This window comes from Sinomicrobium halophytocola, assembly GCF_052983395.1.
Genome location: NZ_JBRKIT010000035.1, coordinates 21,107 through 43,727, shown reverse-complemented (window position 1 = coordinate 43,727; position 22,621 = coordinate 21,107). Strand labels below are relative to the sequence as shown.

Annotated in this window: 18 protein-coding genes; 10 read left to right on the top strand and 8 right to left on the bottom strand. The window is 43.3% G+C overall.

Features of this window, described 5'->3' with window-relative positions:
• Positions 1 to 339 precede the first annotated feature (339 nt).
• Both mrdA and rodA read left to right on the top strand, forming a co-directional pair.
• Positions 340 to 2,202, top strand: a complete 1,863-nt coding sequence (gene mrdA / locus ACVBDY_RS14180) for a penicillin-binding protein 2 (RefSeq protein ID WP_447176122.1) — start codon at positions 340 to 342, stop codon at positions 2,200 to 2,202.
• Complete coding sequence (gene rodA, locus ACVBDY_RS14175; protein ID WP_447176121.1) at positions 2,195 to 3,499, top strand: rod shape-determining protein RodA; 1,305 nt, start codon at positions 2,195 to 2,197, stop codon at positions 3,497 to 3,499. Before mrdA ends, rodA begins: the two co-directional genes overlap by 8 nt.
• A 126-nt stretch (positions 3,500 to 3,625) precedes the next feature.
• On the opposite strand, the gene ACVBDY_RS14170 is transcribed toward rodA, so the two are convergent.
• Positions 3,626 to 3,814 (bottom strand): hypothetical protein, encoded by a 189-nt coding sequence (locus tag ACVBDY_RS14170; RefSeq protein WP_447176120.1) that lies wholly within the window; start codon positions 3,812 to 3,814, stop codon positions 3,626 to 3,628.
• 532 nt (positions 3,815 to 4,346) lie between these two features.
• Between ACVBDY_RS14170 and ACVBDY_RS14165 the strand changes: the two genes are divergently transcribed.
• Complete coding sequence (locus tag ACVBDY_RS14165) at positions 4,347 to 4,475, top strand: hypothetical protein (RefSeq protein ID WP_447176119.1); 129 nt, start codon at positions 4,347 to 4,349, stop codon at positions 4,473 to 4,475.
• A 252-nt stretch (positions 4,476 to 4,727) separates the two neighbouring features.
• On the opposite strand, the gene ACVBDY_RS14160 is transcribed toward ACVBDY_RS14165, so the two are convergent.
• Positions 4,728 to 6,863 carry a carboxy terminal-processing peptidase gene (locus ACVBDY_RS14160; protein WP_447176118.1) on the bottom strand — a complete coding sequence of 712 codons (2,136 nt, stop codon included), beginning with the start codon at positions 6,861 to 6,863 and terminating at the stop codon, positions 4,728 to 4,730.
• 386 nt (positions 6,864 to 7,249) lie between these two features.
• Here ACVBDY_RS14160 and surE point away from each other — a divergent pair, with 386 nt between their 5' ends.
• The 5 genes from surE to ACVBDY_RS14135 all read left to right on the top strand — a co-directional run bounded on the left by surE (position 7,250) and on the right by ACVBDY_RS14135 (position 12,224).
• Positions 7,250 to 8,026 (top strand): 5'/3'-nucleotidase SurE, encoded by a 777-nt coding sequence (gene surE / locus ACVBDY_RS14155; RefSeq protein ID WP_447176117.1) that lies wholly within the window; start codon positions 7,250 to 7,252, stop codon positions 8,024 to 8,026.
• Entirely contained in the window at positions 8,019 to 8,300 is a 282-nt protein-coding gene (locus ACVBDY_RS14150; protein ID WP_447176116.1) for a hypothetical protein, read from the top strand. The genes surE and ACVBDY_RS14150 overlap by 8 nt, the downstream gene beginning before the upstream one ends.
• Before the next feature lie 93 nt (positions 8,301 to 8,393).
• Positions 8,394 to 9,515, top strand: a complete 1,122-nt coding sequence (gene lpxB / locus ACVBDY_RS14145; protein ID WP_447176115.1) for a lipid-A-disaccharide synthase — start codon at positions 8,394 to 8,396, stop codon at positions 9,513 to 9,515.
• Positions 9,516 to 9,648: 133 nt separating this feature from the next.
• Entirely contained in the window at positions 9,649 to 10,143 is a 495-nt protein-coding gene (locus ACVBDY_RS14140) for a C40 family peptidase (RefSeq protein ID WP_447176114.1), read from the top strand.
• A 44-nt stretch (positions 10,144 to 10,187) separates the two neighbouring features.
• Complete coding sequence (locus ACVBDY_RS14135; protein WP_447176113.1) at positions 10,188 to 12,224, top strand: ComEC/Rec2 family competence protein; 2,037 nt, start codon at positions 10,188 to 10,190, stop codon at positions 12,222 to 12,224.
• A gap of 2 nt (positions 12,225 to 12,226) precedes the next feature.
• Here the strand turns inward: ACVBDY_RS14135 and ACVBDY_RS14130 are convergent, their stop codons facing one another.
• Positions 12,227 to 13,591, bottom strand: a complete 1,365-nt coding sequence (locus tag ACVBDY_RS14130; RefSeq protein WP_447176112.1) for a peptide MFS transporter — start codon at positions 13,589 to 13,591, stop codon at positions 12,227 to 12,229.
• Positions 13,592 to 13,609: 18 nt separating this feature from the next.
• The gene (locus tag ACVBDY_RS14125; protein ID WP_447176111.1) at positions 13,610 to 15,775 is read right to left on the bottom strand and encodes a S9 family peptidase; all 2,166 of its coding nucleotides are present in this window, start codon (positions 15,773 to 15,775) and stop codon (positions 13,610 to 13,612) included.
• A 246-nt stretch (positions 15,776 to 16,021) separates the two neighbouring features.
• Between ACVBDY_RS14125 and ACVBDY_RS14120 the strand changes: the two genes are divergently transcribed.
• Together ACVBDY_RS14120 and ACVBDY_RS14115 are read left to right on the top strand one after the other, a co-directional pair.
• Complete coding sequence (locus ACVBDY_RS14120) at positions 16,022 to 17,341, top strand: hydroxymethylglutaryl-CoA reductase, degradative (RefSeq protein WP_447176110.1); 1,320 nt, start codon at positions 16,022 to 16,024, stop codon at positions 17,339 to 17,341.
• 70 nt (positions 17,342 to 17,411) lie between these two features.
• Complete coding sequence (locus ACVBDY_RS14115) at positions 17,412 to 18,362, top strand: GYDIA family GHMP kinase (RefSeq protein WP_447176109.1); 951 nt, start codon at positions 17,412 to 17,414, stop codon at positions 18,360 to 18,362.
• Here ACVBDY_RS14115 and ACVBDY_RS14110 read toward each other — a convergent pair.
• The 4 genes from ACVBDY_RS14110 to ACVBDY_RS14095 form a co-directional block, all read right to left on the bottom strand.
• Positions 18,359 to 18,511 (bottom strand): SsrA-binding protein, encoded by a 153-nt coding sequence (locus ACVBDY_RS14110; protein WP_447176108.1) that lies wholly within the window; start codon positions 18,509 to 18,511, stop codon positions 18,359 to 18,361. The genes ACVBDY_RS14115 and ACVBDY_RS14110 overlap by 4 nt on opposite strands.
• Positions 18,512 to 18,573: 62 nt before the next feature.
• A complete protein-coding gene (locus ACVBDY_RS14105) occupies positions 18,574 to 19,974 on the bottom strand; it encodes a M56 family metallopeptidase (protein ID WP_447176107.1) in 1,401 nt (466 codons plus the stop codon).
• Entirely contained in the window at positions 19,974 to 20,333 is a 360-nt protein-coding gene (locus ACVBDY_RS14100; protein ID WP_447176106.1) for a BlaI/MecI/CopY family transcriptional regulator, read from the bottom strand. The genes ACVBDY_RS14105 and ACVBDY_RS14100 overlap by 1 nt, the downstream gene beginning before the upstream one ends.
• A 176-nt stretch (positions 20,334 to 20,509) precedes the next feature.
• Positions 20,510 to 22,621 carry a peptidylprolyl isomerase gene (locus tag ACVBDY_RS14095; protein WP_447176105.1) on the bottom strand — a complete coding sequence of 704 codons (2,112 nt, stop codon included), beginning with the start codon at positions 22,619 to 22,621 and terminating at the stop codon, positions 20,510 to 20,512.

Genomic DNA, 22,621 nt, shown 5'->3' with positions numbered 1-22,621 from the left:
CCTTGCATTCCTAATGGGACTATGTGTTGATATTTTCAGTGATAGCGGCGGTATTCATGCGGCTTCATCGCTTTGTATTGCTTATATACGCCCGGTAGTATTACGTTTTTCTTTCGGAAGTGCCTATGAGTATCAAACCCTGAAAATAAACAATACTAACCTCGGACAGCGGTTCATGTACTTGTTTATTATGATTTTAACACATCATATCATACTTTTTTCCTTAGAGATTTTTAGTTTTACACATATACTTACAACCTTAAAAAAAACGTTATTATCCGGGGCCTTTACCCTGGTACTTTGTTTTTTGTTAATCCCGTTGTTCAGGACTAAAAATCAATGAGAAAACTATTACTTTCATCCATTATCATCTTTATTGCCCTTATCTACATAGGGAGGCTTTCCTATTTGCAGTTAATATGGGGAAATAAGGACAGTCCGCTCAATGATACCGCAATAAAACAGGTTTTCGACTATCCCGAGCGCGGATACATTTATGACCGGAACGGAAAGCTGTTGGTTGCCAACCAACCCTCTTACGACGTTATGGTTATCCCCAGGGAAGTCATTCCTTTGGACACCCTGGAGTTCTGCTCGTTACTCAATATAACCAAAGAAGATTTTATCCGGAAGTACCAAAAGGCCTATATCTATTCTCCCAGGCTTCCTTCGGTATTTGTGCCTCAGCTTTCCAAAGAAGAATATGCAGCCCTGCAGGAGAAAATGCGTAAATATGAGGGATTTTACATTCAAAAACGTTCCCTGCGCCATTACCAGACAGACCACGGAGCCAATATTTTCGGTTATATCCGGGAAGTAAGCGAATACGATCTTAGGAACAACCCTAACTACCAATCGGGAGAACTCATAGGAATACAAGGCGTTGAAGAGTATTACGAGGATGTCCTCCGCGGAAGAAAAGGAATAAAATATATTCAAAAAGACCGTTTTAACCGGGATATAGGTCCTTACAAAAACGGTACATACGACACCCTTCCGGAACAGGGTAAGGATATACAGTTAACTATCGATATAGATCTTCAGACCTACGGAGAAGAACTGATGGTCAACAAACGCGGTGGTATTGTCGCGCTGAACCCTAAGACCGGCGAAATTCTGGCCCTGGTGACCGCTCCGAGTTACGATCCCTCTCTCCTGGTAGGAAGACAACGTTCCAGAAATTATACACAATTGTATTACGACTCTATAGCCAATCCGCTATATGACCGCAGCCTGCTGGCCATGTACCCGCCAGGATCACCGTTTAAGGCTCTTAATGCTCTCGCGGCATTACAGGAAGGTGTTATAGAACCTTCTACACACATTGCCTGTCAAAACGGTTACTACTATAAGGGAAGAAGGTTAATGGGATGTCATTGCGGGGGCGGATCACGAGATCTTGTCCGTGGAGTGGCACTATCCTGTAATGGTTATTTTGCCAATGTATATCGCCGTATTATAGACAAATACCCGACCTCGGCCGAAGGAATGACTGCATGGGAAAAACATATGAACAGCTTTGGCCTCGGGGATTATCTCGGGTACGACCTGCCTATCGGTAAAGCGGGTAGGATACCTGATGTAAAATGGTATGACCGTGTGTACGGCAAACACCGGTGGTATTCCACTACCAACCTATCCAATGCCATAGGACAGGGGGAAATACTGACCACTCCCATACAACTTGCCAATTTTACTGCTGTTATTGCCAATAAAGGTTATTATTACACCCCTCATATCCTCAAAAGTGTGGAAAACCGGCCCATACCGGATAAAAAATTTACGGAAAAAAAATATTCTACCATAGATTCAAAATACTTTAGCCCTGTAATAGAGGGGATGGCCGAAGTATACCGAAACGGTACGGCAAGATCCTTCCAGGTACCCGGTATTGATATCGCCGGCAAAACCGGCACGGCGGAGAACTTTACCCGTATTGATGGTAAAAGGACACAGCTTACGGACCACTCCATCTTTGTTGCCTTTGCCCCGGTGGAAAACCCTCAAATAGCCATTGCGGTCTTCGTGGAAAACGGATACTGGGGATCCAGATATGCAGGCCCCATTGCCTCTATTATGATTGAAAAATACCTCAGGGGAGAAGTTACAAGAAAAGACCTGGAAAAACGCATGCTCGAAGCAAGTTTAAAAGAAGAATACGCTAAACCATACAGCGGTAAACCTTTTAGGATTAATGAATAATTCCTTTATAAGTAAAATAGACTGGTTGACGGTAATTTTATACTTTCTCCTGGTGTTCATAGGTTGGGTCAATATTTATTCCAGCAGTATTACCGAAGGTACCGGCACTTCCATATTCGATTTTTCCACATACTACGGAAAGCAGCTTACGTTTATAGGGCTCAGCAGCTTATTCATAACACTTATCCTGGCCATAGATGCCAAGTTCTATCAAAAATTCTCGGGAATTATTTATTTGCTCTCCGTAGTATCTCTGGCAGGGGTTTTTATCTTCGGTAAGACCATTGCCGGGCAGACGGCATGGTACGATCTGGGATTTATGAGCATACAACCGGCTGAATTTGCCAAAACCGGGACTGCCCTAGCATTGGCCGAATACCTGAGTGATTCGCAAACCAACATCAAATATCTGAAATACCAGTTAAAAGCTTTTCTTATCATTGCCCTCCCTATATTTTTTATCCTTTTACAGCCCGATCCGGGAAGTGCTATGGTATTTCTGGCATTCCTGCCCGTAATGTATCGCGAAGGGCTCCCTTCCATATATCTTCTTTCCGGCCTGGGCCTTGTTACCTTGTTTGTAACCACATTGATATTCGGAGTCATATGGGTCTGTGTAGCGGTTTTTCTTTTCCTCACCCTGTATTATCTGTGGAGAAAAAGAAAAAAGAAGATGGTCTCCCTGCTTCCGTTCATCACTCTCCTCCTCATTACCATAGTAGTAACTTCCAGCGTGAGATTTACTTTTGATAATATTTTTAAACAACATCATCGCGACCGGATAAACCTGTGGTTAAAACTTGAACACGACCCTGAAAAGCTCAGGGAGATCAGAAAATCGATAGGATATAATACGTACCAATCAGAATCTGCTATATCTTCCGGCGGTTTCTCCGGAAAAGGATTCCTGGAAGGCACCCGTACCAAAGGAGGCTTTGTTCCGGAACAACATACGGATTATATTTTTAGTACCGTAGGAGAAGAATGGGGCTTCATTGGAAGTGCCGCGGTAATATTACTATTTACTTTTCTGCTGTTACGCCTTTTGTTTCTGGCAGAACGGCAAAAATCCAAATTCAGCCGTATATACGGGTACGGGGTGGCTGCAATTCTTTTTTTCCATTTTACGATAAATATCGGTATGGTTATCGGGTTACTCCCTACGGTGGGCATTCCTCTGCCGTTCTTTAGTTATGGAGGCTCTGGACTCTGGGCCTTTACACTTCTTTTATTTGTTTTTGTAAAACTGGATGCCAACCAGATCAACGAATGGGAGGACTTAACGGAATTCCATTGACAAACTGTTTTAAACTTATTATCGGGGTAAAGTTTAAAACCCTGCTCCCGATATCCGGATCCGGCGCAGCTACCTTAGTTTCTACAGCCTTAACTTTGCCGGTTGTTACGTTAATAGGTTATTTCACTAATGTCCGCTAAAAAAGAATATGCGTTCTTTGAACTCCCTGTACCCCATAGCTTTCACTATTTTTTTATGATGTGACGATCTGAATTGGTATTCAAGGTATTCCTCCCGAAAGGTACAGAAGGTTTTTAAAGCTCTGCTTATCTTCAGAAGACCGGGGTACTCATGATAAGCGTATTTCTTTTCCATACACCTCCGTTTCTTTCTGCTTTAATGTCCGGAAAACGGCCATAAACACAATCCCTTTGACGCCGGAAGGGGTCCGGTTAGCAGCAAACCCATTCCCTTTAGCCGCTAACCCGGTTGCTTGTGAAATCACCCGCAATTGCTTAAGCGGCTAACCGGGTTACGTTGACCGCCAAAGGGAATAGGTAAGCGGCGGAAGAAGTTTGGTTGACCGCTAAACGGATTGCTTGTGAAGTCACCCGCAATTGCTTAAGCGGTTAACCGGGTTACATTGACCGCTAAAGGGAATGGGTAAGCGGCGGAAGGAGTTCGGTTGACCGCTAAACGGGTTGCTTGTGAAATCACCCGCAATTGCTTAAGCGGCTAACCGGGTTACGTTGACCCCTAAAGGGAATGGGTAAGCGGCGGAAGGAGTTCGGTTGACCGCTAAACGGGTTGCTTGTGAAATCACCCGCAATTGCTTAAGCGGCTAACCGGGTTACGTTGACCCCTAAAGGGAATGGGTTAACCGCTACCCAAAACCGGTTCGGTGTATATGCAATCCCTTAAATGGCAAAAACAGGCCCCGGATCATCCGGCAGGGAATACGATATGCCGGTCCGGTGGCAAAGGCAGGCGTTTCTTTGCAGGGAAACTGCCCATCCCGAAGTTGCCCGGAGGTTAGCAGTGATGCCTCCCGTTTAACGGTTACATATCTACCAGCATCGCACTGAAAGAGAAGATTTTGGAGAATAAAACTTCGACAGTTCATAAAACTTTTTTGCTTCAACCCAAAAAGTTTAAGTTGGTTCAATAAGCCGGAAACCATCTTACAATAATTCTGACGGGAAACTCAAACTATCAAATGTAAAAAACCCCGAAAAATTCCGGGGTTCCTTTTATTCTGATCATAACTTTCTTTGGTTTTGCCGTTCCGTTAATCGCGGATATTAGCTACTCTTTTCTTTACCTGGCCTGCCTGCAGGTCTTCAAGAACATTCAATGCTTCTTCCACATATACATCTTTGGCCAGATTTTCGTGCCAGCGCTCACGCTTGTCCCGCAAGACCGTATCCTGAGCCATTAAATTTTCCTCATAGGGTGGAGAACGGAAGGTCAGATCGGTCTTATAATCAGACAGGACATCGAAACGTTTCGCTACTTCTTCATCTTTATCTACCGCTTTCCTGTATGCTTCATAATTCAGCGGGTATTTGTTTTCGTCCTGCTTTTTCTTCACCCATTTGGCATTATCGTCAATAAGGGCAAGCTGCTGGTTTTTGCTCATCCTTTCCTTACTTCGTTTCAGGGTGTATTCATAGTTTACATAACCATCCCAAGTCCTGTAATCGGCCGGATCTATTTTGTCCCATGGTAACGGATTTTCCTGGTCTTTCTCTCCTATATCAATATAGCTATACCTGTCCGGCACGGTTATATCGCTTTTTACACCTTCCAGCTGTGTAGAACCTCCGTTGATACGATAGAACTTCTGAGTGGTAATTTTGAGCGCCCCGACATCTCCAAAATCGTTTTTCTGTCCCAGGAACTGGTTCAGGTCCACCACATTCTGCACAGTACCCTTTCCATATGTTTGTTTGCTCCCTATAATCACCGCCCTTTTATAATCCTGCATGGCTGCCGCCAATATTTCGGAAGCCGAAGCCGACAATTCATTGACAAGGATTACCAACGGTCCGTCCCATTGTACACGCTCATCCGTATCGGATAGAACTTCTTTTCTTTTGCCGGAGGACTTCACCTGTACTATAGGCCCCTTCTCGATAAAGAATCCGGCCATATCCACAACGGTTTTCAGAGAACCTCCGCCATTACCCCGAAGGTCCAGAACCAGTCCCTGCATTCCCTGTTCTTTAAGCCTTTCTATTTCTTTTTCTACATCCGATGCCGCGTTACGGTCATCATAGTTATCAAAATCTATATAGAATTTAGGCAGGTTGATAATACCAAATGTCTTGCCGTCTTTTTCTACGGTAGAGGATTTCGCATAAGATTCTTCCAGTTCTACGACATCACGAACAATGGATATGACTTCTGTAGTACCGTCAACTTTCTTCAATGTAAGCCTCACTTCCGAACCTTTAGGTCCTTTGATAAGTTTTACGGCATCATCAAGACGCATGCCGATAACATCAACGGGCTCTTCATCGCCCTGTGCCACACGTACTATCTCATCTCCTACTTCTATTTCATTACCGCGCCAGGCGGGACCTCCGGAAATCACTTCCACGATCTTGATCCTGTCGTTCTTTCTTTGCAGCCTTGCACCGATGCCTTCAAATTTCCCGGACATACTGGTATCAAAACGGTCTTTTTCCTCCGGACCAAAATAATAGGTATGCGGGTCAAATTCTGTTACAATCGCGTTCAGATACATCACAAACCAGTCTTTGCGCTCCAGATCGTCAATCAAGTCATAAAATTCATCCTGCATTTTTTTGGTTGACTCTCTTGCTTCCTGCTCCAGTTCGGCTTCGGATTTCATATTATACCCGGAATCCTCCTCTTTTTTATTTTCTTCATCTTCCAGCCTGGTCACATAACCGGAAAGTGTGGAAAATTTCAGGTATTTCTGCCACCTTTCCCCGAGTTCTTCTTCGGAAGCTGCAAAGGACAGGTTCTCATAATCCATATCGATATCTTCATCTTCGGAAAAGTCAAAAGGTTTTTTCAGAATTTCCTTGTATATCTCCTGTCCTTCCTTCATACGTTGCACCAGACGCTGTTGTACCAGGTCAAAAAAGGTAATTTCCGAATCACGGATCTGATCGTCAATCTGGTCGCGATACTGTTCAAATTCTTCTATATCCGCTTTCAGGAAATAGCGTTTAGAAGGGTCCAGCATTGAAATATACTGGTCAAATACCTTTTCGGAAAAAGTATCGTCCATCTCTTTAGGATCGTAATGACCTTTTTCCAGTACATAGGAAATAAGCTGTATAAGAAGCTTATCTTTATCCGGGTTATCGAATGTTTTATTCGTATTCGTAAAACTACAGGAAGCTACTGATATAAGTAATGCTGCCAGTACATACACAAAATTTCTTTTCATCTGTCAACTTTTTTTGAATTCCGGAACGCAAAATCAAACCGCACTTACAGGGGGCCTCTCCACAATTATCTTTTTCTCCCCGGGAAACCAAGTTTCCCTTTTGCAGAAATGAACGGCAAATCCCATAGCGTCCGTCCCGGTTATTTCTTTGGAACCTCTAAATTACTGAAAAAACCATGCCAGTTAGCTACAATGATACTAATTTTTTGTTAAACGGATAACGTCTCCATAATACAGTCATCTTATTCCGATCTGTTTTGTCTATCTGAAAAAGCAGAAAGTGAAAAAGTTTCCGGGAGTAGCTGCTCTAAAAAAGTAAAGACGAGTTTCAAAAAGACCTAAGGATAAATGCTTATTTTAGCAACATATTTTAACGATAAGGCACTATGAAAAAGAGACCCCTGATACTGGTAACCAACGACGACGGCATAGCTGCGCCAGGCATAAGGGCACTGATAGAGGTTATGAAGGAAGTGGGAGATGTTATAGTCGTGGCCCCCGAAAGCCCGCAATCGGGAAAGGGACATGCGGTTACCATAGATGCTACCCTTTTTTGTAATAAGATCAATATAGATGACCAGGTCACCGAGGAATACAGTTGTTCGGGGACCCCTGTAGATTGTGTGAAGCTGGCGGTAAACGAATTACTAAAAAAGAAACCCGATATTTGTGTAAGCGGCATTAATCATGGCTCCAATTCTTCTGTAAATGTCATTTATTCAGGTACGATGAGTGCGGCAGTAGAAGCCGGTATTGAAGGTATTCCGGCCATTGGCTTTTCCCTGTGTGATTATTCCTGGGATGCCGACTTTGAAACGATCAAAGAATATGTCAAAACCATAACCGTGAATGCACTGAGCAACGGCCTGTCTAAAGGAGTGGTATTAAATGTCAACTTCCCGAAACTAAAAAAAGAAGACATCAAAGGCATAAAAATATGCCGCCAGGCCAACGCGAGATGGGTGGAGGAATTTGATAAACGCACCAATCCGCAGGGCCGGGAGTATTACTGGCTTACCGGAAAATTCATCAATGAGGACAAAGGGGAAGATACGGACGAATGGGCATTGGCCAATGGTTATATTTCCATAGTCCCCGTACAGTTCGATCTCACCGCTCACCATGCCATACAAACTTTAAACACCTGGGATCTGAATGATTAAAAAAGAAATAGCTATAGGGTTTGCCGTGGGGATCATAGCGAATATATTCGGCTCTCTGCTTTATATTTTGCTGTTTTCCAAGGCAGGAATCGAACAGACATTAAAAGACGCATTCCAGGTAGGTCATTTTGGCAGTATACTGGCACTTGGGGCATTACTCAACCTGGTAGCCTTTTTCGGTTTTTTAAAAATAAGAAGGGACCACAGGGCAAAGGGCGTGTTGCTGGCCACTATTTTCACAGCCGTAATTACCCTCATTTACAAAATATCCTGATATAGTGAAATGGCATTAACCGAATAAAAAGGGATAAAAAATAAAGAATATACAAAACGGTTTGCACCGCAGCGTTAAAAAAGGATCAGTCAAATGAAATATTACATCATTGCCGGTGAGGCTTCGGGTGACCTGCATGCCTCCAACCTTATGAAAGCCCTGAAAGAACAGGACCCAAACGCGGATTTTCGCTTCTGGGGAGGGGATCTTATGCAGGCTGTAGGCGGCACTTTGGTCCGGCATTACAAAGATTTGGCCTTTATGGGCTTTGCCGAGGTACTGATGAATATAAGGACCATCTTTAAAAACATTGCCTTTTGTAAAAGGGACATTGCTTCTTTTGCACCCAATGTCATTATTTTTGTGGATTACCCGGGGTTTAATATGCGGATCGCCAAATGGGCAAAAGAGGCGGGATACCAGACCCACTATTACATTTCGCCACAACTATGGGCCTGGAAAGAGAACCGGATAAAAGCCATCAAAAGAGACATTGATCAAATGTATGTTATCCTCCCTTTTGAAAAGGATTTTTATGAAAAAAAACACCAGTATCCGGTGCATTTTGTCGGCCACCCGCTTATTGATGCCATAGCCCAATATCCCAAGGTAAACGAAGCCGAGTTTCGGAAAATATACAAGCTGGAGCCGGAAAAACCTATCATCGCCCTGTTACCGGGAAGCCGGAAACAGGAAATACGAAAAATGCTTTCCGTAATGCTGGAAATGCCCCCCTTATTCCCGGATTACCAGTTTGTCATTGCAGGGGCGCCGGGACAGGATGCCGAGTTTTACGATCCTTTTATTAAAAATTCCAGCATAAGTCTTATCCGCAACAAAACATACAACCTGCTGAGTGTTGCCACGGCAGCCCTGGTCACCAGCGGCACAGCAACATTGGAAACCGCCTTGTTCAAAGTTCCGGAAATCGTGTGCTATAAGGGCAACTGGTTTTCTTACCAGATCGCAAAGAGGATCATAACATTGAAATTTATATCCCTGGTAAATCTCGTTATGGATAAAGAAGTGGTTACCGAACTCATCCAGGGAGAGCTCAACCGCAATCGCCTGAGAGAAGAACTCGCAAAAATTCTGGACGGCAAAAAACGCAGACAGATATTCAGTGATTATCACGACCTGGAAAAGAAACTGGGGGGAAGAGGGGCAAGCGAACAGACTGCCCGTCTTATTATTGCTGCTATCCGAAATGACTAGTTTAACATCCCGCTGCCGGGGGAAACACTTTTTTTATTACTTTAGCCTAAACCAGTTTCTGTTCATGCGGCGAGCTTATTTTACCATCTGTCTGCTTTTATCCCTGTGTGCGTGTAAATCCAAAAAGTCGGTTTTGGAGACACCAAGATCTGTTACGATTGAAGGGGCACCCCCCAACCGCACTGTAGATGTAGAGGCATGGCCGGGCAGTGAATCGGCAGAAACTCCTCCCCCGGCCAAAGGCAATGCCCAGGCAAATAAGATCATAGAAACCGCAATTTCCTACAACGGCACCAGATACCGCTACGGAGGTACAACCCGGAAGGGTATGGATTGTTCCGGCCTGGTATACACGTCTTTCCAGGAGCACGATATAGCATTGCAACGCGCTTCTTACATGATGGCAACACAGGGCGAAAAAGTCAAGCTCAAAGAAGTCCGCAAAGGTGATCTTCTCTTCTTTAAAACCGGAAGGAAGAACAGGATAAATCACGTAGGTCTTGTGGTTGATATAAAAGGTCAGGAGATTCGTTTTATCCACTCCACCACCTCCAGGGGAGTTCTTATTTCTTCCCTGAAAGAAGGATACTGGAATCATGCCTTTACCGAGGCCAGACGTGTCCTCTAGCATATCTTCCCTGTTATTTTACATGTTTTTTTGTATTTTTAAACATGCAATTACGGAATTCCAACATTTTAAAATTGCTCGTTTTTCTCATAGCCGGAATCTTAACGGGTTTTTATACCGACATTCCCCGGGCTATTATATACGGTTCCATAGCTATCCTGCTGCTGCTTTTATGCCTGTCGTATTATTATTCTTCCCGACCGGGATTTCCAGCTATCCAATATTTCAGCATCACTGCTTTAGGCCTTACCTTTGGTATTGGCGTATTGGTAGCTAGCTCGGAAAAACCGGAACTTAAATCGGATCATTATACTCATTATACAAAAGGGGAAGCCGAGATCTTTTTTACACCCCGGAAGACATTGAAACCGAACAACTACTCCTACAGATATATTGCCAACATCAGGAAGGTCAACGGATTTAAAGCTTCCGGAAAAGTCCTTCTTCACCTAAGCCGCGACAGCACGACAAAAGAACTGGTTGCAGGCAGCGAATATTGTGCAAAAACGACTTTCCATGATATTCTTCCACCACGTAACCCCCATCAGTTCCATTATAAAAATTACCTTCGAAGGCAATATGTATACCACAACCTTTCCTTAAAACCCGGAGAATTATACCGTATACCCGGGTCGGGGGAAAACTTGTATACATATGCGGAGCAAATACGGAATAAAATATCGAAAGCCCTGGAGCAATATTCTTTTCCGGAAGAATCCATTGCGGTTATCCGGGCTCTTCTATTGGGACAGAAACAGGATATTCCCGAAGACATCTATGAGGACTATGCTGCTGCCGGCGCGTTGCATATCCTGGCCATATCCGGCCTTCATGTAGGTATTATTCTCTTTATGCTACATTTCCTGCTCCGTCCTCTCAGACGATTGAAATACGGTGTTTTTTTCAGCCTGATACTCACTCTTTCTACATTGTGGGCCTTTGCCTTTATTGCGGGAATGTCAGCATCTGTGGTACGAGCTGTATGCATGTTTTCGTTTGTCGCTCTGGCTATGCAGCTCAGGCGGAATACAAACATCGGTAACGTATTGCTGGTTTCCATGTTTTTTCTTCTTCTTATAAAGCCCGATTTTCTGTTTGATGTAGGATTTCAACTCAGTTATACGGCTGTCTTCGCTATTGTGTGGATACAGCCTTTACTATACACGTGGTGGAGACCGAAATGGAAAGCGGCGGACTTTTTATGGAAACTGACCACGGTATCGCTGGCAGCACAACTGGGTGTTTTACCTTTGAGCCTGTATTACTTTCACCAGTTTCCCGGTTTATTTTTCCTGTCCAATCTTCTTATTGTCCCGGCACTCGGTATTATCCTCGGCGGAGGAATCTTTATAATAGCTCTTGCTCTTTTGCACAGCCTCCCCCCATTCCTTGCCGAAGCCTATGCATTCATCATTATCTCCATGAACCGGGTGGTGTCCTGGATCGCCCGGCAGGAAAGTTTTATTTTTCGCGATATTTCCTTCGACGGTAAATTGCTCGTATTGTTTTATCTCTTCCTCATATTCCTCTTTTTATGTCTTCAAAAAACTACTTTCCGAAGGGCATCGGCCTTACTGTTATCCGTTCTGTGCATACAACTATCCATTTTCTATAATTGTTATGAGACCTCCGTCCGGGAACAATGGGTTATCCTTCACAAAAACCGGGATACCCGTATTGCCCGACAGTATGGAAATGAACTTACCCTATACGCTCCTGCTCCGGAAAATGATATAGTAAACGACAATATCATACGTCCCTATGCAGTCTCGGAAAGAATAGGCCATATAAAAGCAGAAAACATACAAAACTTGTATGAGATATACGGTAAACGTTTATTGTACATTAACAGTGAAGAAGTACCCCCGATGCCGGAACTCAAACCCCGTTATATACTCCTGGGAAATTCACCGAAAATCAACCTGGAAAGAACAATACAGGTATATCATCCGGAAATGATCATAGCGGATGGCAGTAACTATAAGTCTTACATCCGGCAATGGCAGGCAACCTGTAAAAAAGAAAAACTCCCTTTTCACAGCACATATGAAAAGGGAGCTTATATTTTAAGTAAGGATTAGTTTTACACTTCGACCACAATAGCACCTTCTCCATCCTCGGCACCATGTGTAAGCCTTTTTAATGGTTTCAATAACAGAATGACTACAATACCGATAAGCGTCCATATGATCATAATTCCGGTAAACACTTCAAAGTCCCCCAAAGACTGCGCCAGTACGCCAAGTTTACTTGCCGCGTAATTACCAAATCCGGTAGCTGCCCAATAAAGTCCCATTATTATGGAAGCATATTTTAAAGGGGCCAGTTTGGTTATAAACGAGAGAGAAACCGGTGATGCGCATAATTCTCCAATGGTATGAAAAAGGTAGGCCAGGATCAGCCAGTACATAGCTGAAGAACCGGTATTCTGGTATTCTGTTGCGGCAGCACTCATGAAACCAAAACCAAGCGCCATGACAATTATTCCAATTGCCATCTTAAACAAGGAAGAGGATTCCTTTCCCTTCCGTCTCCACTTAAACCAAAACAGCCCTACCAGTGTTGCCAGGGTTATAATAAAGAAAGAGTTGACCGACTGGAAAACAGAGGCGGGGATCACTCCCATTCCGAAGAAATTCCTATCCGTTTTTTGCTGTGCATATAGGTTCATTAACCCACCTGCCTGCTCAAATGCGGCCCAGAAAAGTATAATAAGCAGGAAAGAAAGCAGTAACACCTTTACCCTGTCTTTTTCCACTGACGTGAGTGGTTTCTCAAGTATTTCCCTATCCTTTTCATTCTTTGCGGATATAAGGTCCCCTACTCCTTTTAGATATTTTTGCCCCCACACATATACGATCTGTCCCAGGAACATTCCTATGGCAGCCAGTCCGAATCCGTAGTGCCAGTTTATTTTTTCTCCTACGTATCCACAGATGATAGGCGCCGTAAAGCCTCCTATGTTAATCCCCATATAAAAGATATAGAAGCCGAGATCCCTTCGCTCGTCCTTGGGCTTATACAGGCCTCCTACCATAGAAGATATATTGGGTTTCAGGCAACCTACTCCCAATATAACAAAGAAGCAACCGACATAAAAAGATATTTCGGAATTAAGTGCCAGGATAGTATGCCCTACACATAGCAGCGCTCCACCGAGCATCACGGTCTTTTTTTGACCGAGTATCCTGTCTGCCAGCCAGCCTCCCGGGATAGACGAGACATAAACTAACATGGTATACCATCCGTACAACGAAAGTGCCTCCCCGTTTGTCCAGCCAAAACCGGGGTTTTTGGAAGTGGTCTCGGCTACCAGGAACAGGGTGAACAGTGCCCGCATACCATAGTAACTGAAGCGTTCCCACATTTCCGTAAAAAATAAGATGTACAATCCCGCCGGGTGTCCGAAAAGTTCCCTTTGATGTGCTGGTTTGGATGTCATTGCCATGAAAGTATATTTATGTTTCTATAGATTTTCTTTAATAAAGTTCGTCATTTTTGTGTAAAGATGAAGCCGCGTATTTCCCCCGTAAATACCGTGATTTTTATCCGGGTAGATAGCCCAGTCAAACTGTTTATTGGCCTGCACGAGGGCTTCTACCATACGCATGGTATTCTGTACATGTACATTGTCGTCTGCCGTGCCATGAACGAGGAGATAAGCTCCTGTGAGCTTTTCCACGTGATTTATCGGTGAATTATCGTCATAGCCCGAAGCGTTTTCCTGGGGGGTACGCATATATCTCTCGGTATAAATGGTATCGTAAAACCGCCAGTTGGTTACCGGAGCTACCGCTATGGCCATTTTAAATACATCATTGCCCTTAAGGATACAGTTAGAAGACATGAAGCCACCGTAACTCCAGCCCCATATCCCTATCCTTTCCGCATCGACATAAGACTCTTTACCGAGTTCCCTCGCCGCTTCTATCTGGTCTTCTACTTCGTATTTGCCTAGTTCCTTATAGGTCATCTTTTTGAAATCCGCACCTTTAAATCCGGTTCCGCGTCCATCTATACAGGCCACAACATACCCTTGTTCAGCAAGCATCTGGTACCAATAATCATTGGCTCCTCCCCATCGGTTGGCTACCTGTTGCGATCCGGGACCACTGTATTGGAACATAAAAAGCGGATATTTTTTATTCGGGTCGAAATCCGTGGGTTTAATCATCCACATGTTCAGGTCATAACCATTGATATGGATCGTAGAAAACTCCTTTTCGGACAGATTGTAATTTGCCAGTTTCTGTAACAACACGTCATTGTTTACAATCTCTTTAATTTCCTTACCGTTTTTTGCATTGTTAAGTGTATAGCGCGGCGGTACGGACACGCTGGAGTAAGCGTTGATAAAATAACTGAAGTCAGCACTGAAAGTAGCGCTGTTTGTGCCTTCCTGAGAAGAAAGCCGTTGCTTGCCTTTGCCGTTCAGTTCAATCGCATATACATCCCTGTTTATAGAACCGTTTTCTACAGACTGGTAAAAAATACGACCGGTTTTGGCATCATAACCGTAATAATTGGTGACTTCCCATGGCCCTTTAGTGACCTGACGAATCAGTTTCCCATCCTTCCCATAATGATAGATATGATTGTATCCATCCTTCTCACTTGTCCAGATAAAACTGTTGTCTTTGAGAAAAGTAAGATTGTCCGTAATATCTATGTATGCTTCATCTTTTTCGCTAAGCGCTACTTTGACAGAAGCTTTTTTCACACTATAGAAAACCAGCTCCAGGTTGTTCTGGTGACGGTTAAGCACCTGGGCACTTAATACATCCGCATCACTGGTCCATTTTATCCTGGGAATATAATAAGCGTTTTCCAGTTTAACTTCTTTGGTATCCCCTCCTTCCAGATCATAAACAAACAGGGATACTTTGGCATTGTTCTCCCCTGCTTTCGGATATTTGAATTCCTGTTGTACAGGATAAAGTTCGTTACCGTAAATATCCATAGAAAACTCCGGCACTTCACTTTCATCGAATTTGATATACGCTATATCCGTTCCGTCTGCATTCCATTCGAAAGCCCTGACAAAAGCAAATTCTTCTTCATAAACCCAATCGGTCACACCGTTTATTATCTTGTTTTTTTCACCATCTGAAGTGATCTGTTCGGTTTCTCCCGACACAAGGTCTTTTATATAGATATTGTTCTTATAAACAAAAGCCACTTTATTACCGTCCGGTGAAAAAGTGGGCTCCTGAATTTTATTGTCTGAAATTTTCCGGGTTTTCTTACGCTCTATATCGTACATATAATATATGCCTAATTTCGAATGGCGATATACAGGTTCCACATCTGTGGCCAGCAATACTCTGGATTCATCATCGCTGAAAGTATAGGAAGTAAAGTAAGGGATATCTTCAAGGTCTTTGGTCGACACTATGGTCTCTATCTTTTCCAGGGTATTATAATCATATTTATCTACGGATATCACTTTGGACTGACGGTCCATATTCAAAATAGAATACTGTTTTCCGTTTTTCATGGAATGGAGAACATCCATACCTTCCGTGCTAAAAGCACCATTCCAGATTTCCTTTAAAGTAATTTGACGATCCTGTGCAGTAAGCGAAGTTGTCAATCCTGCAAGTAAAACGGACAAGATGAAATATTTTTTCATTAAGGTTTAAATTATTATCAGCAAACAAAAAAATCTGCCAAGTATACTGTTTTTTTTGCGAAAATATAAACTTTTTCAGTTAAACTGTGACATTTCAAGGTTTTTCGTCTTTCGGAAGTAAATATTAACACACGGAATACCCGGATTTCTTTAGTATCTTTGCGCGATAGATCATACAGGGGCACGGCAATCGGGGATTACTGTCCGAATCCGGCTTCCGCGTGTCATAATTTTGTGTATATTAAGATGAAGCAACCTGTTGAAGGATTTTCCAGACTCACCAAAAACCAGAAAATAGACTGGCTTGCCAAAGCCTATTTTGCAAACCCGGAAAAGGCTGTCGCTATTTTTAAAAAATACTGGAACGATGATGAAAAGCTACAGAAGCTCCATGATGAATTTATAGAAAATACCATTACCAACTATTATCTCCCCCTGGGCATAGCCCCAAATTTCCTGATCAACGACAGGCTTTACACCATACCAATGGCCATAGAAGAGAGTTCGGTGGTTGCCGCTGCCGGAAAAACTGCCAAGTTCTGGTCTCAAAGAGGCGGGTTTAAAGCAGAAGTCATTGCAACGGAAAAGATAGGACAGGTACACTTTATCTACAAGGGAAATACCGATACGTTACGGAATTATTTTTCACATATTAAGCCCGAACTTTTCAGAGACACCGAAGCCATTACGGGAAACATGAAAAAAAGGGGCGGTGGCATTATCCATATCGAACTCCGGGATAAAACCGACGAACTCGAAAACTATTACCAGCTACACTGCACCTTTAATACCCTGGATGCGATGGGGGCCAACTTTATCAATTCCTGCCTGGAACAGTTTGCTCAAACCTTCAGGGAAGGCGCATTGAAATATCCGGATTTCGGAGCAGAAGAAAAGGATATACAGATCATAATGAGTATCCTCTCCAACTATGTTCCGGATTGCAGGGTTAAGGCAACGGTATCCTGTAACGTGGATGCGCTTAACGAAGACAACATGCCCCCGCAGGAGTTCGCAGATAAGTTTGTCCGGGCCGTGGAAATAGCGAGAATAGAACCTTACCGGGCCGTGACTCATAACAAAGGGATAATGAATGGTATTGATGCCGTAGTCCTGGCCACGGGGAATGATTTCCGGGCCGTAGAGGCCGGTGTCCATGCCTACGCGGCAAAAGATGGTAAATACACCAGTCTTACACAGGCTTCGGTAAGGGATGGGGTATTCCTGTTTGAAATAGAAATTCCCCTGGCCCTGGGTACCGTGGGCGGACTTACCAGCCTGCATCCCCTGGTAAAGCTGTCCCTGGAGATGCTGGGCAATCCTTCCGCACCGGAGTTGATGCAGATTGTGGCCGTAGCGGGACTGGCGCAGAATTTTGCCGCAATACGTTCTCTGGTAACTACGGGAATTCAGAAAGGACATATGAAAATGCACTTGCTGAACATACTCAATCAATTGCATGCCACCGAAGAAGAAAAAGAATATTTTGTCCGGTATTTTAAAGACAAGACCGCTACACACCGCTCGGTAACGGAAGCGTTTTACCGCCTACGGGAAAAAGCATGACAAAAGACTCTAATGAAAGCACATACCGGTATTCCCGGAAGTGTACAACGGTATAAGATCACCTCGCATCGTGGAAAGATATTTTTACAGTAACGGAAAACTATTGCTCACCGGAGAATATGTGGTCCTGGACGGGGCACGATGTCTGGCCGTTCCTACTGCCTACGGACAATCTCTCGCTGTAGAAAAAGGAGATACGGGGAAACTGTCCTGGACAAGCAAGGACGAAAAAGGGCATACCTGGTTTTCTTATACTTTTGACATTAAAGCGGATATTGACCTGGCTGATCACAATGCCCATAGAAAAGACGGAACCATTCAAAGACTGACCGAACTGCTCCGGGTAGCCAAAGAAATGAATCCTGGATTTTTAAACAGTACCGAAGGGTTTACCGTAACCGCAAAACTCGGTTTTCCCCGCGACTGGGGACTGGGATCTTCTTCCACATTGGTCAGTAACCTGGCCGCATGGGCCTGTATAGACCCTTTTGAGCTACTGTGGCGAACCTTTACAGGAAGCGGATATGACATCGCCTGTGCCAGGCATAGTTCACCCATTCTATACAAGGTAGAGCAGAAGGGTCCGGAAGTCATTCCCGTACTTTTTGATCCTCCTTTTAAGCGTAACCTGTTCTTTGTGCACCTCAACCAGAAGCAGGACAGCAGGGAAGGCATCAGAAGATATAAAAACAGAAGTACGAACGAGAAAGCAATATGGGAAATTTCTAAAATTACCGACCGGCTTCTGGTATGCCGGGAACAGGAAGAATTTGAATCTCTTCTGGTACGCCACGAACAGATCATAGCTTCGTTAGTAGAACTTCCGACGGTAAAGGAAAAGCTTTTCCCTGACTTTCCCGGGGCAATGAAGAGCCTCGGGGCATGGGGAGGAGATTTTATCATGGTCGCCTCCCATAACCATCCCGGTACATATTTCAAAGGCAAAGGATACAACACTGTGATCCCTTATACCGACATGGTAATCCACCCGGAAAAATCTTCCGGGAATCCCGAAAATTAATCCACGGCATTTTTCGTTACGTAGGCCCGCCACCCTATAATGGCCAGTTGCCACTTTTGGGCTTTGGCAATATCCAGTTGCCGCTTACTGAAAGAAGGTAGGAACAGTTTGTTCAGCTTAGCCAGAAGTTTGAAAAAACTCTTTTTCATACCTACAATATATTAAAAAAACCACACTAATGCGGTTTTTAATAAAAATATGCTATTCAGACCTATTCTTTCATAGTCGTTATTTCAATAACTCCGTTAACGCCGTCTTTTCCGTATTTCTTCTTAGCATTTCCGCCTTTTAATACATGAATTGCAGTAATTGAAGAAGGTGAAACAGAATTCATATCAAAATCTTTATCCTTGACCTCACCGTCTATAACATATAACGGAGGGGGGGTATTTTTCGTATTTCTAACATTTATTCCCTCAACAACTTGAGAGGCGGGAACCGTTAACCCATAGACTTCGGTTTTCTCTATAGTTGCATACCCGAATTCATCAGAACTGTCTACGAAGAAATGAAAAGGTTTTATAGATTTATCTCCGGAAACTGCCCAAGATCCTGTAGATGCCCCTTTTTTAAATGTTGAAGAGATCGCTATAATCTCTCCCAGGGAATTTCTCTTAATACGCTTAAATTCCAATTCAATACCATGAGAGGACTTCAGTGCTTTTGATTTTGCTTCTAAATAATTATCCGTAGCATTCTTATCTATGCTGACATCAATATTTAGTTCTTTATCATTTTCTCCCTGCGCCGCTACCTCCCGGGTATTTACGGCAAACAGAAATAAGGTTAGCACGGGGATTACAATCCCGTATTTCCACAATTGTTTTTGGTTTGAATGACTTGTGTGTAACATAACTATTCGATTTTTGATTGATGAATTAAAAAATGTATTGGTCAATGCCATATGCTCTTTATATACTGTTGTCTGCCGGAGTAACAATAGCTGATAGTCTTTCTTATCTTTCTTGTCTGTTCCGGCAGCGGAACGGTCTGCCAGGTATTCCAGGTTTCTTACAACTGCTTTTTGGTACAACCACACAACCGGATTACACCATTGAAACACCGTAAATACATGGACCAGTATAACATCCAGGGAATGCAACTGCCTTATATGTACTTTTTCATGGAGTAATATCGCTTCCAATTCCTTTCTATCGGGATGCATTCCGGGGTTATACACCAGAAAGTTAAAAAAGGAGAAAGGACTTATCTCTCTAATGGTCTCCATGATCATTATGTTTCCTTCTTTTCTTCTTTTGCAGGAGGACAGGCATTTTCTCAGGGAAAGCAGTTGTACAATCAACCTCACGGTAAAGAGAGCTACACCGGAAATATAGATCCAAAAGACCATATTCCACATATCAATCTCCCTGGGGATGGTATCGGAAACTATATTTTCTGCGTTCTCATCGGGAAGAGAAGTCATCCGGACAGCTTCTATGGTCCTTGTTATGATCCAGAAAGGCAATACGAGAGACAGCAACACTCCTGACAATAAAAAAAAGCGGTTCCACCGAAAGAATGTCTCCCGGTGCAGGAACAACCGGTAGCATCCATAGAAAAGCGTTATAAATCCCGCACTTTTTGCCGTATAGATCAGAAATGTTTCCATTACTTTTTATTTTCTACCCGGTTTATAATCTCTTTCAACTCTTCGACGCTTATCTTATCTTCCTCCGCAAAGAAAGACACCAGATTTTTATACGAATTATTAAAGTAATCGGTAATGGCGTTGTGAATAAATCTCTTCCGGTATTCCTCCTTTTCTACCACCGGGTAATACTGGTGTGTATTACCATAGGCTATATGGCTCACATAGCCTTTATCCTCCAGGTTCCGTATCATCGTGGACAGGGTATTATAATGAGGTTTCTCTTCCCTGAACTCTGCAAGGATATCTTTGACAAATGCTTTTTCCAGCTTCCAGAGCATTTTCATCACTTCCTCCTCTTTATTCGTAAGTTTTTGCATAGCCTTAGTCTTTATCTTACTGATGGATGAAACAAATATAAACTATTTTTTTAGTTTAACAACTATAAAAACAGTTTACGAACTAAAAAAATAGTTTTATGTAAAAAAAGCAAACAAAAACCCCCGGCTATGAATCTGCCCGGGGGTTTTTTATATTATTTGCTATTATGTTGTTCTTAGTAGAACAGTGCCCTGTTATCTTTTATTTCAGCTGCTTCTTTCAGAGCAGTAAGGAGCTGATTGTTAACCGTGTTCCTGTTAGTCGATTTCAAGGTGTTGGCATAGGTGCTGTAATTATCCAGGGCAGGTGCCTCAGACTTTTTAATTACAGTTACCATATAAGCTCCGTCACGTCCTTCTATCACTCCCGAAGTTGCTCCATCTTCCAATGCAAATGCGGTTCCGACTACTTTAGGTTCTCTTCCGGCACCGGAAATGGTAGGTGATTTCATGTTCAGGCCTGTAGCAGTAGCCACAGTCACTTTATTGGATTTAGCAAATTCCTCCAGTGAAGAAGTGTTACTTTTTTCACGAATGAGTTCAGCTTTCTTTTGTTTTCTCAATATTGGTGTTACCAGAGCAGAGACATCTTTCGCCTTGGCAACTCCTTCTTTTCTTTTGTTGGTCAGCTGTGCAATAATGTATCCGGTGGGTATATCAAATCGTTTTACATCTCCCGTGCCTGTCTCTCCGTTAAACGCCCATTGCACTACGGCTCTCTGGCTACCAATACCGGGTAACAACTCATCCATTGATTTCAGATTATTAACCGGACGAATGCGGTAATCCATTTCTTTGGCTACATCAGTAAAGTTTTTATCCAGGGCTTCCATTTCAAACTTGGTCGCTTCGGTAAAGAGATCGTTTATCGTATTTTGTGACGGCTCCACTTCCCTGGCTATGGTAGCTATCTGTACTACATCCTGCTTGTCTTCTACTTTAATCACATGATAACCGAAATCGGTCTCTACCATATCTATTTTCCCTACAGGGTTGGCAAATACAAAATCGTCAAACTCCTTAACCATTCTACCTTTGACAAAATATCCCAGATCTCCGCCTTGGGAAGCTGTAGGTCCGTCTGAGTTTTCCCTGGCCAGTTGTGCAAAGTCAACACCGCTTTTCTGAGCTTCCGCAAGCACTTCCTTAGCCTTCGCTTCCGCTTCTTCTTTACTTCTGGTTACATCAGGGTTGGCCCTCATACCACCTTCGTATTGTATAAGAATATGGCTGGCCTTTACACTTCCTCCTGATTTTTTACCGAGCATCCTGGAAAGCTTGTAGTAATTCCCTTCTTTGTAGGGCCCGTATACCTGTCCTACCTCAAGGTTAAACAGTGTGTCCGCAACAGCAGAGGGCAAGTCTTTTTTAGCTACATAAGTAGAATCGAAAGGAATATCGGAATTGGCATTTACAAAATCTTCCACATTAGCCACCGTACGGAATCCTGGCAGGGTATCACTTTTCTCCGTAGTGTTATTATATTCTACGCGACTATCGAGCAAAGCGGATATGCTGTTCCTGATCTCGGATTCATCTTCTTCGGAAGGTTTCTCTTCAAAAAACACATATTGTATATCTCTTGAGGCCTCGTCTTTGTATTCTTCCGGATGTTCGTCTATGTATTTCTGTACCTCACCTGCAGATACGCTTACCAGGCTATCCGCCACAGAATTGTAAGGCACCCTAACATATTTAATGTCTACTTTGTCATTCTCCAGTTTATAAGCCAACTCTCCTTCTTTAACGGTAGCTCCTACACCGGCTTTTACCAGGTTAAAGTACGTCTGCTCCATAGAGGACTTGATAAGAGCGTCCTCCTGTAATTTCCATTGTTCGTAAGCGGCAGGATTGTTCAGCCTGAGATCAGCAATAAACTCAATGAATTTTCCCTCGTCGAAAACTCCGGCATCGTTAAGAAATGTGGAATCCTGGGCAAAAGCGGGATTCGCCTTTACAACATTGATGATCTGGTCTTTTTCTATATGTATTCCCAGTTCTTCGCATTGTTGATCGAGCAACTTGCTCCGAACTTGTCTTTCCCATACCTGGTTAACCACCTGTACGGTGGATGCTCTTTCACCATACTGACGTGAAAAATATTCTACCTCATCCGCAAAATCCGCCCTGGGCAATGCTTCTCCGTTCACTTCTCCTATGGAAGAGGTATTGCTGTTGATTCCTCCGCCATTTCGGAAAAGGTCGGAAATAACGAAAGAAAATAATGCAAGACCGATAACAAGGATAAGTATCAGTGAGCGCTTTCTTATTTTTTCAAGAACTGCCAT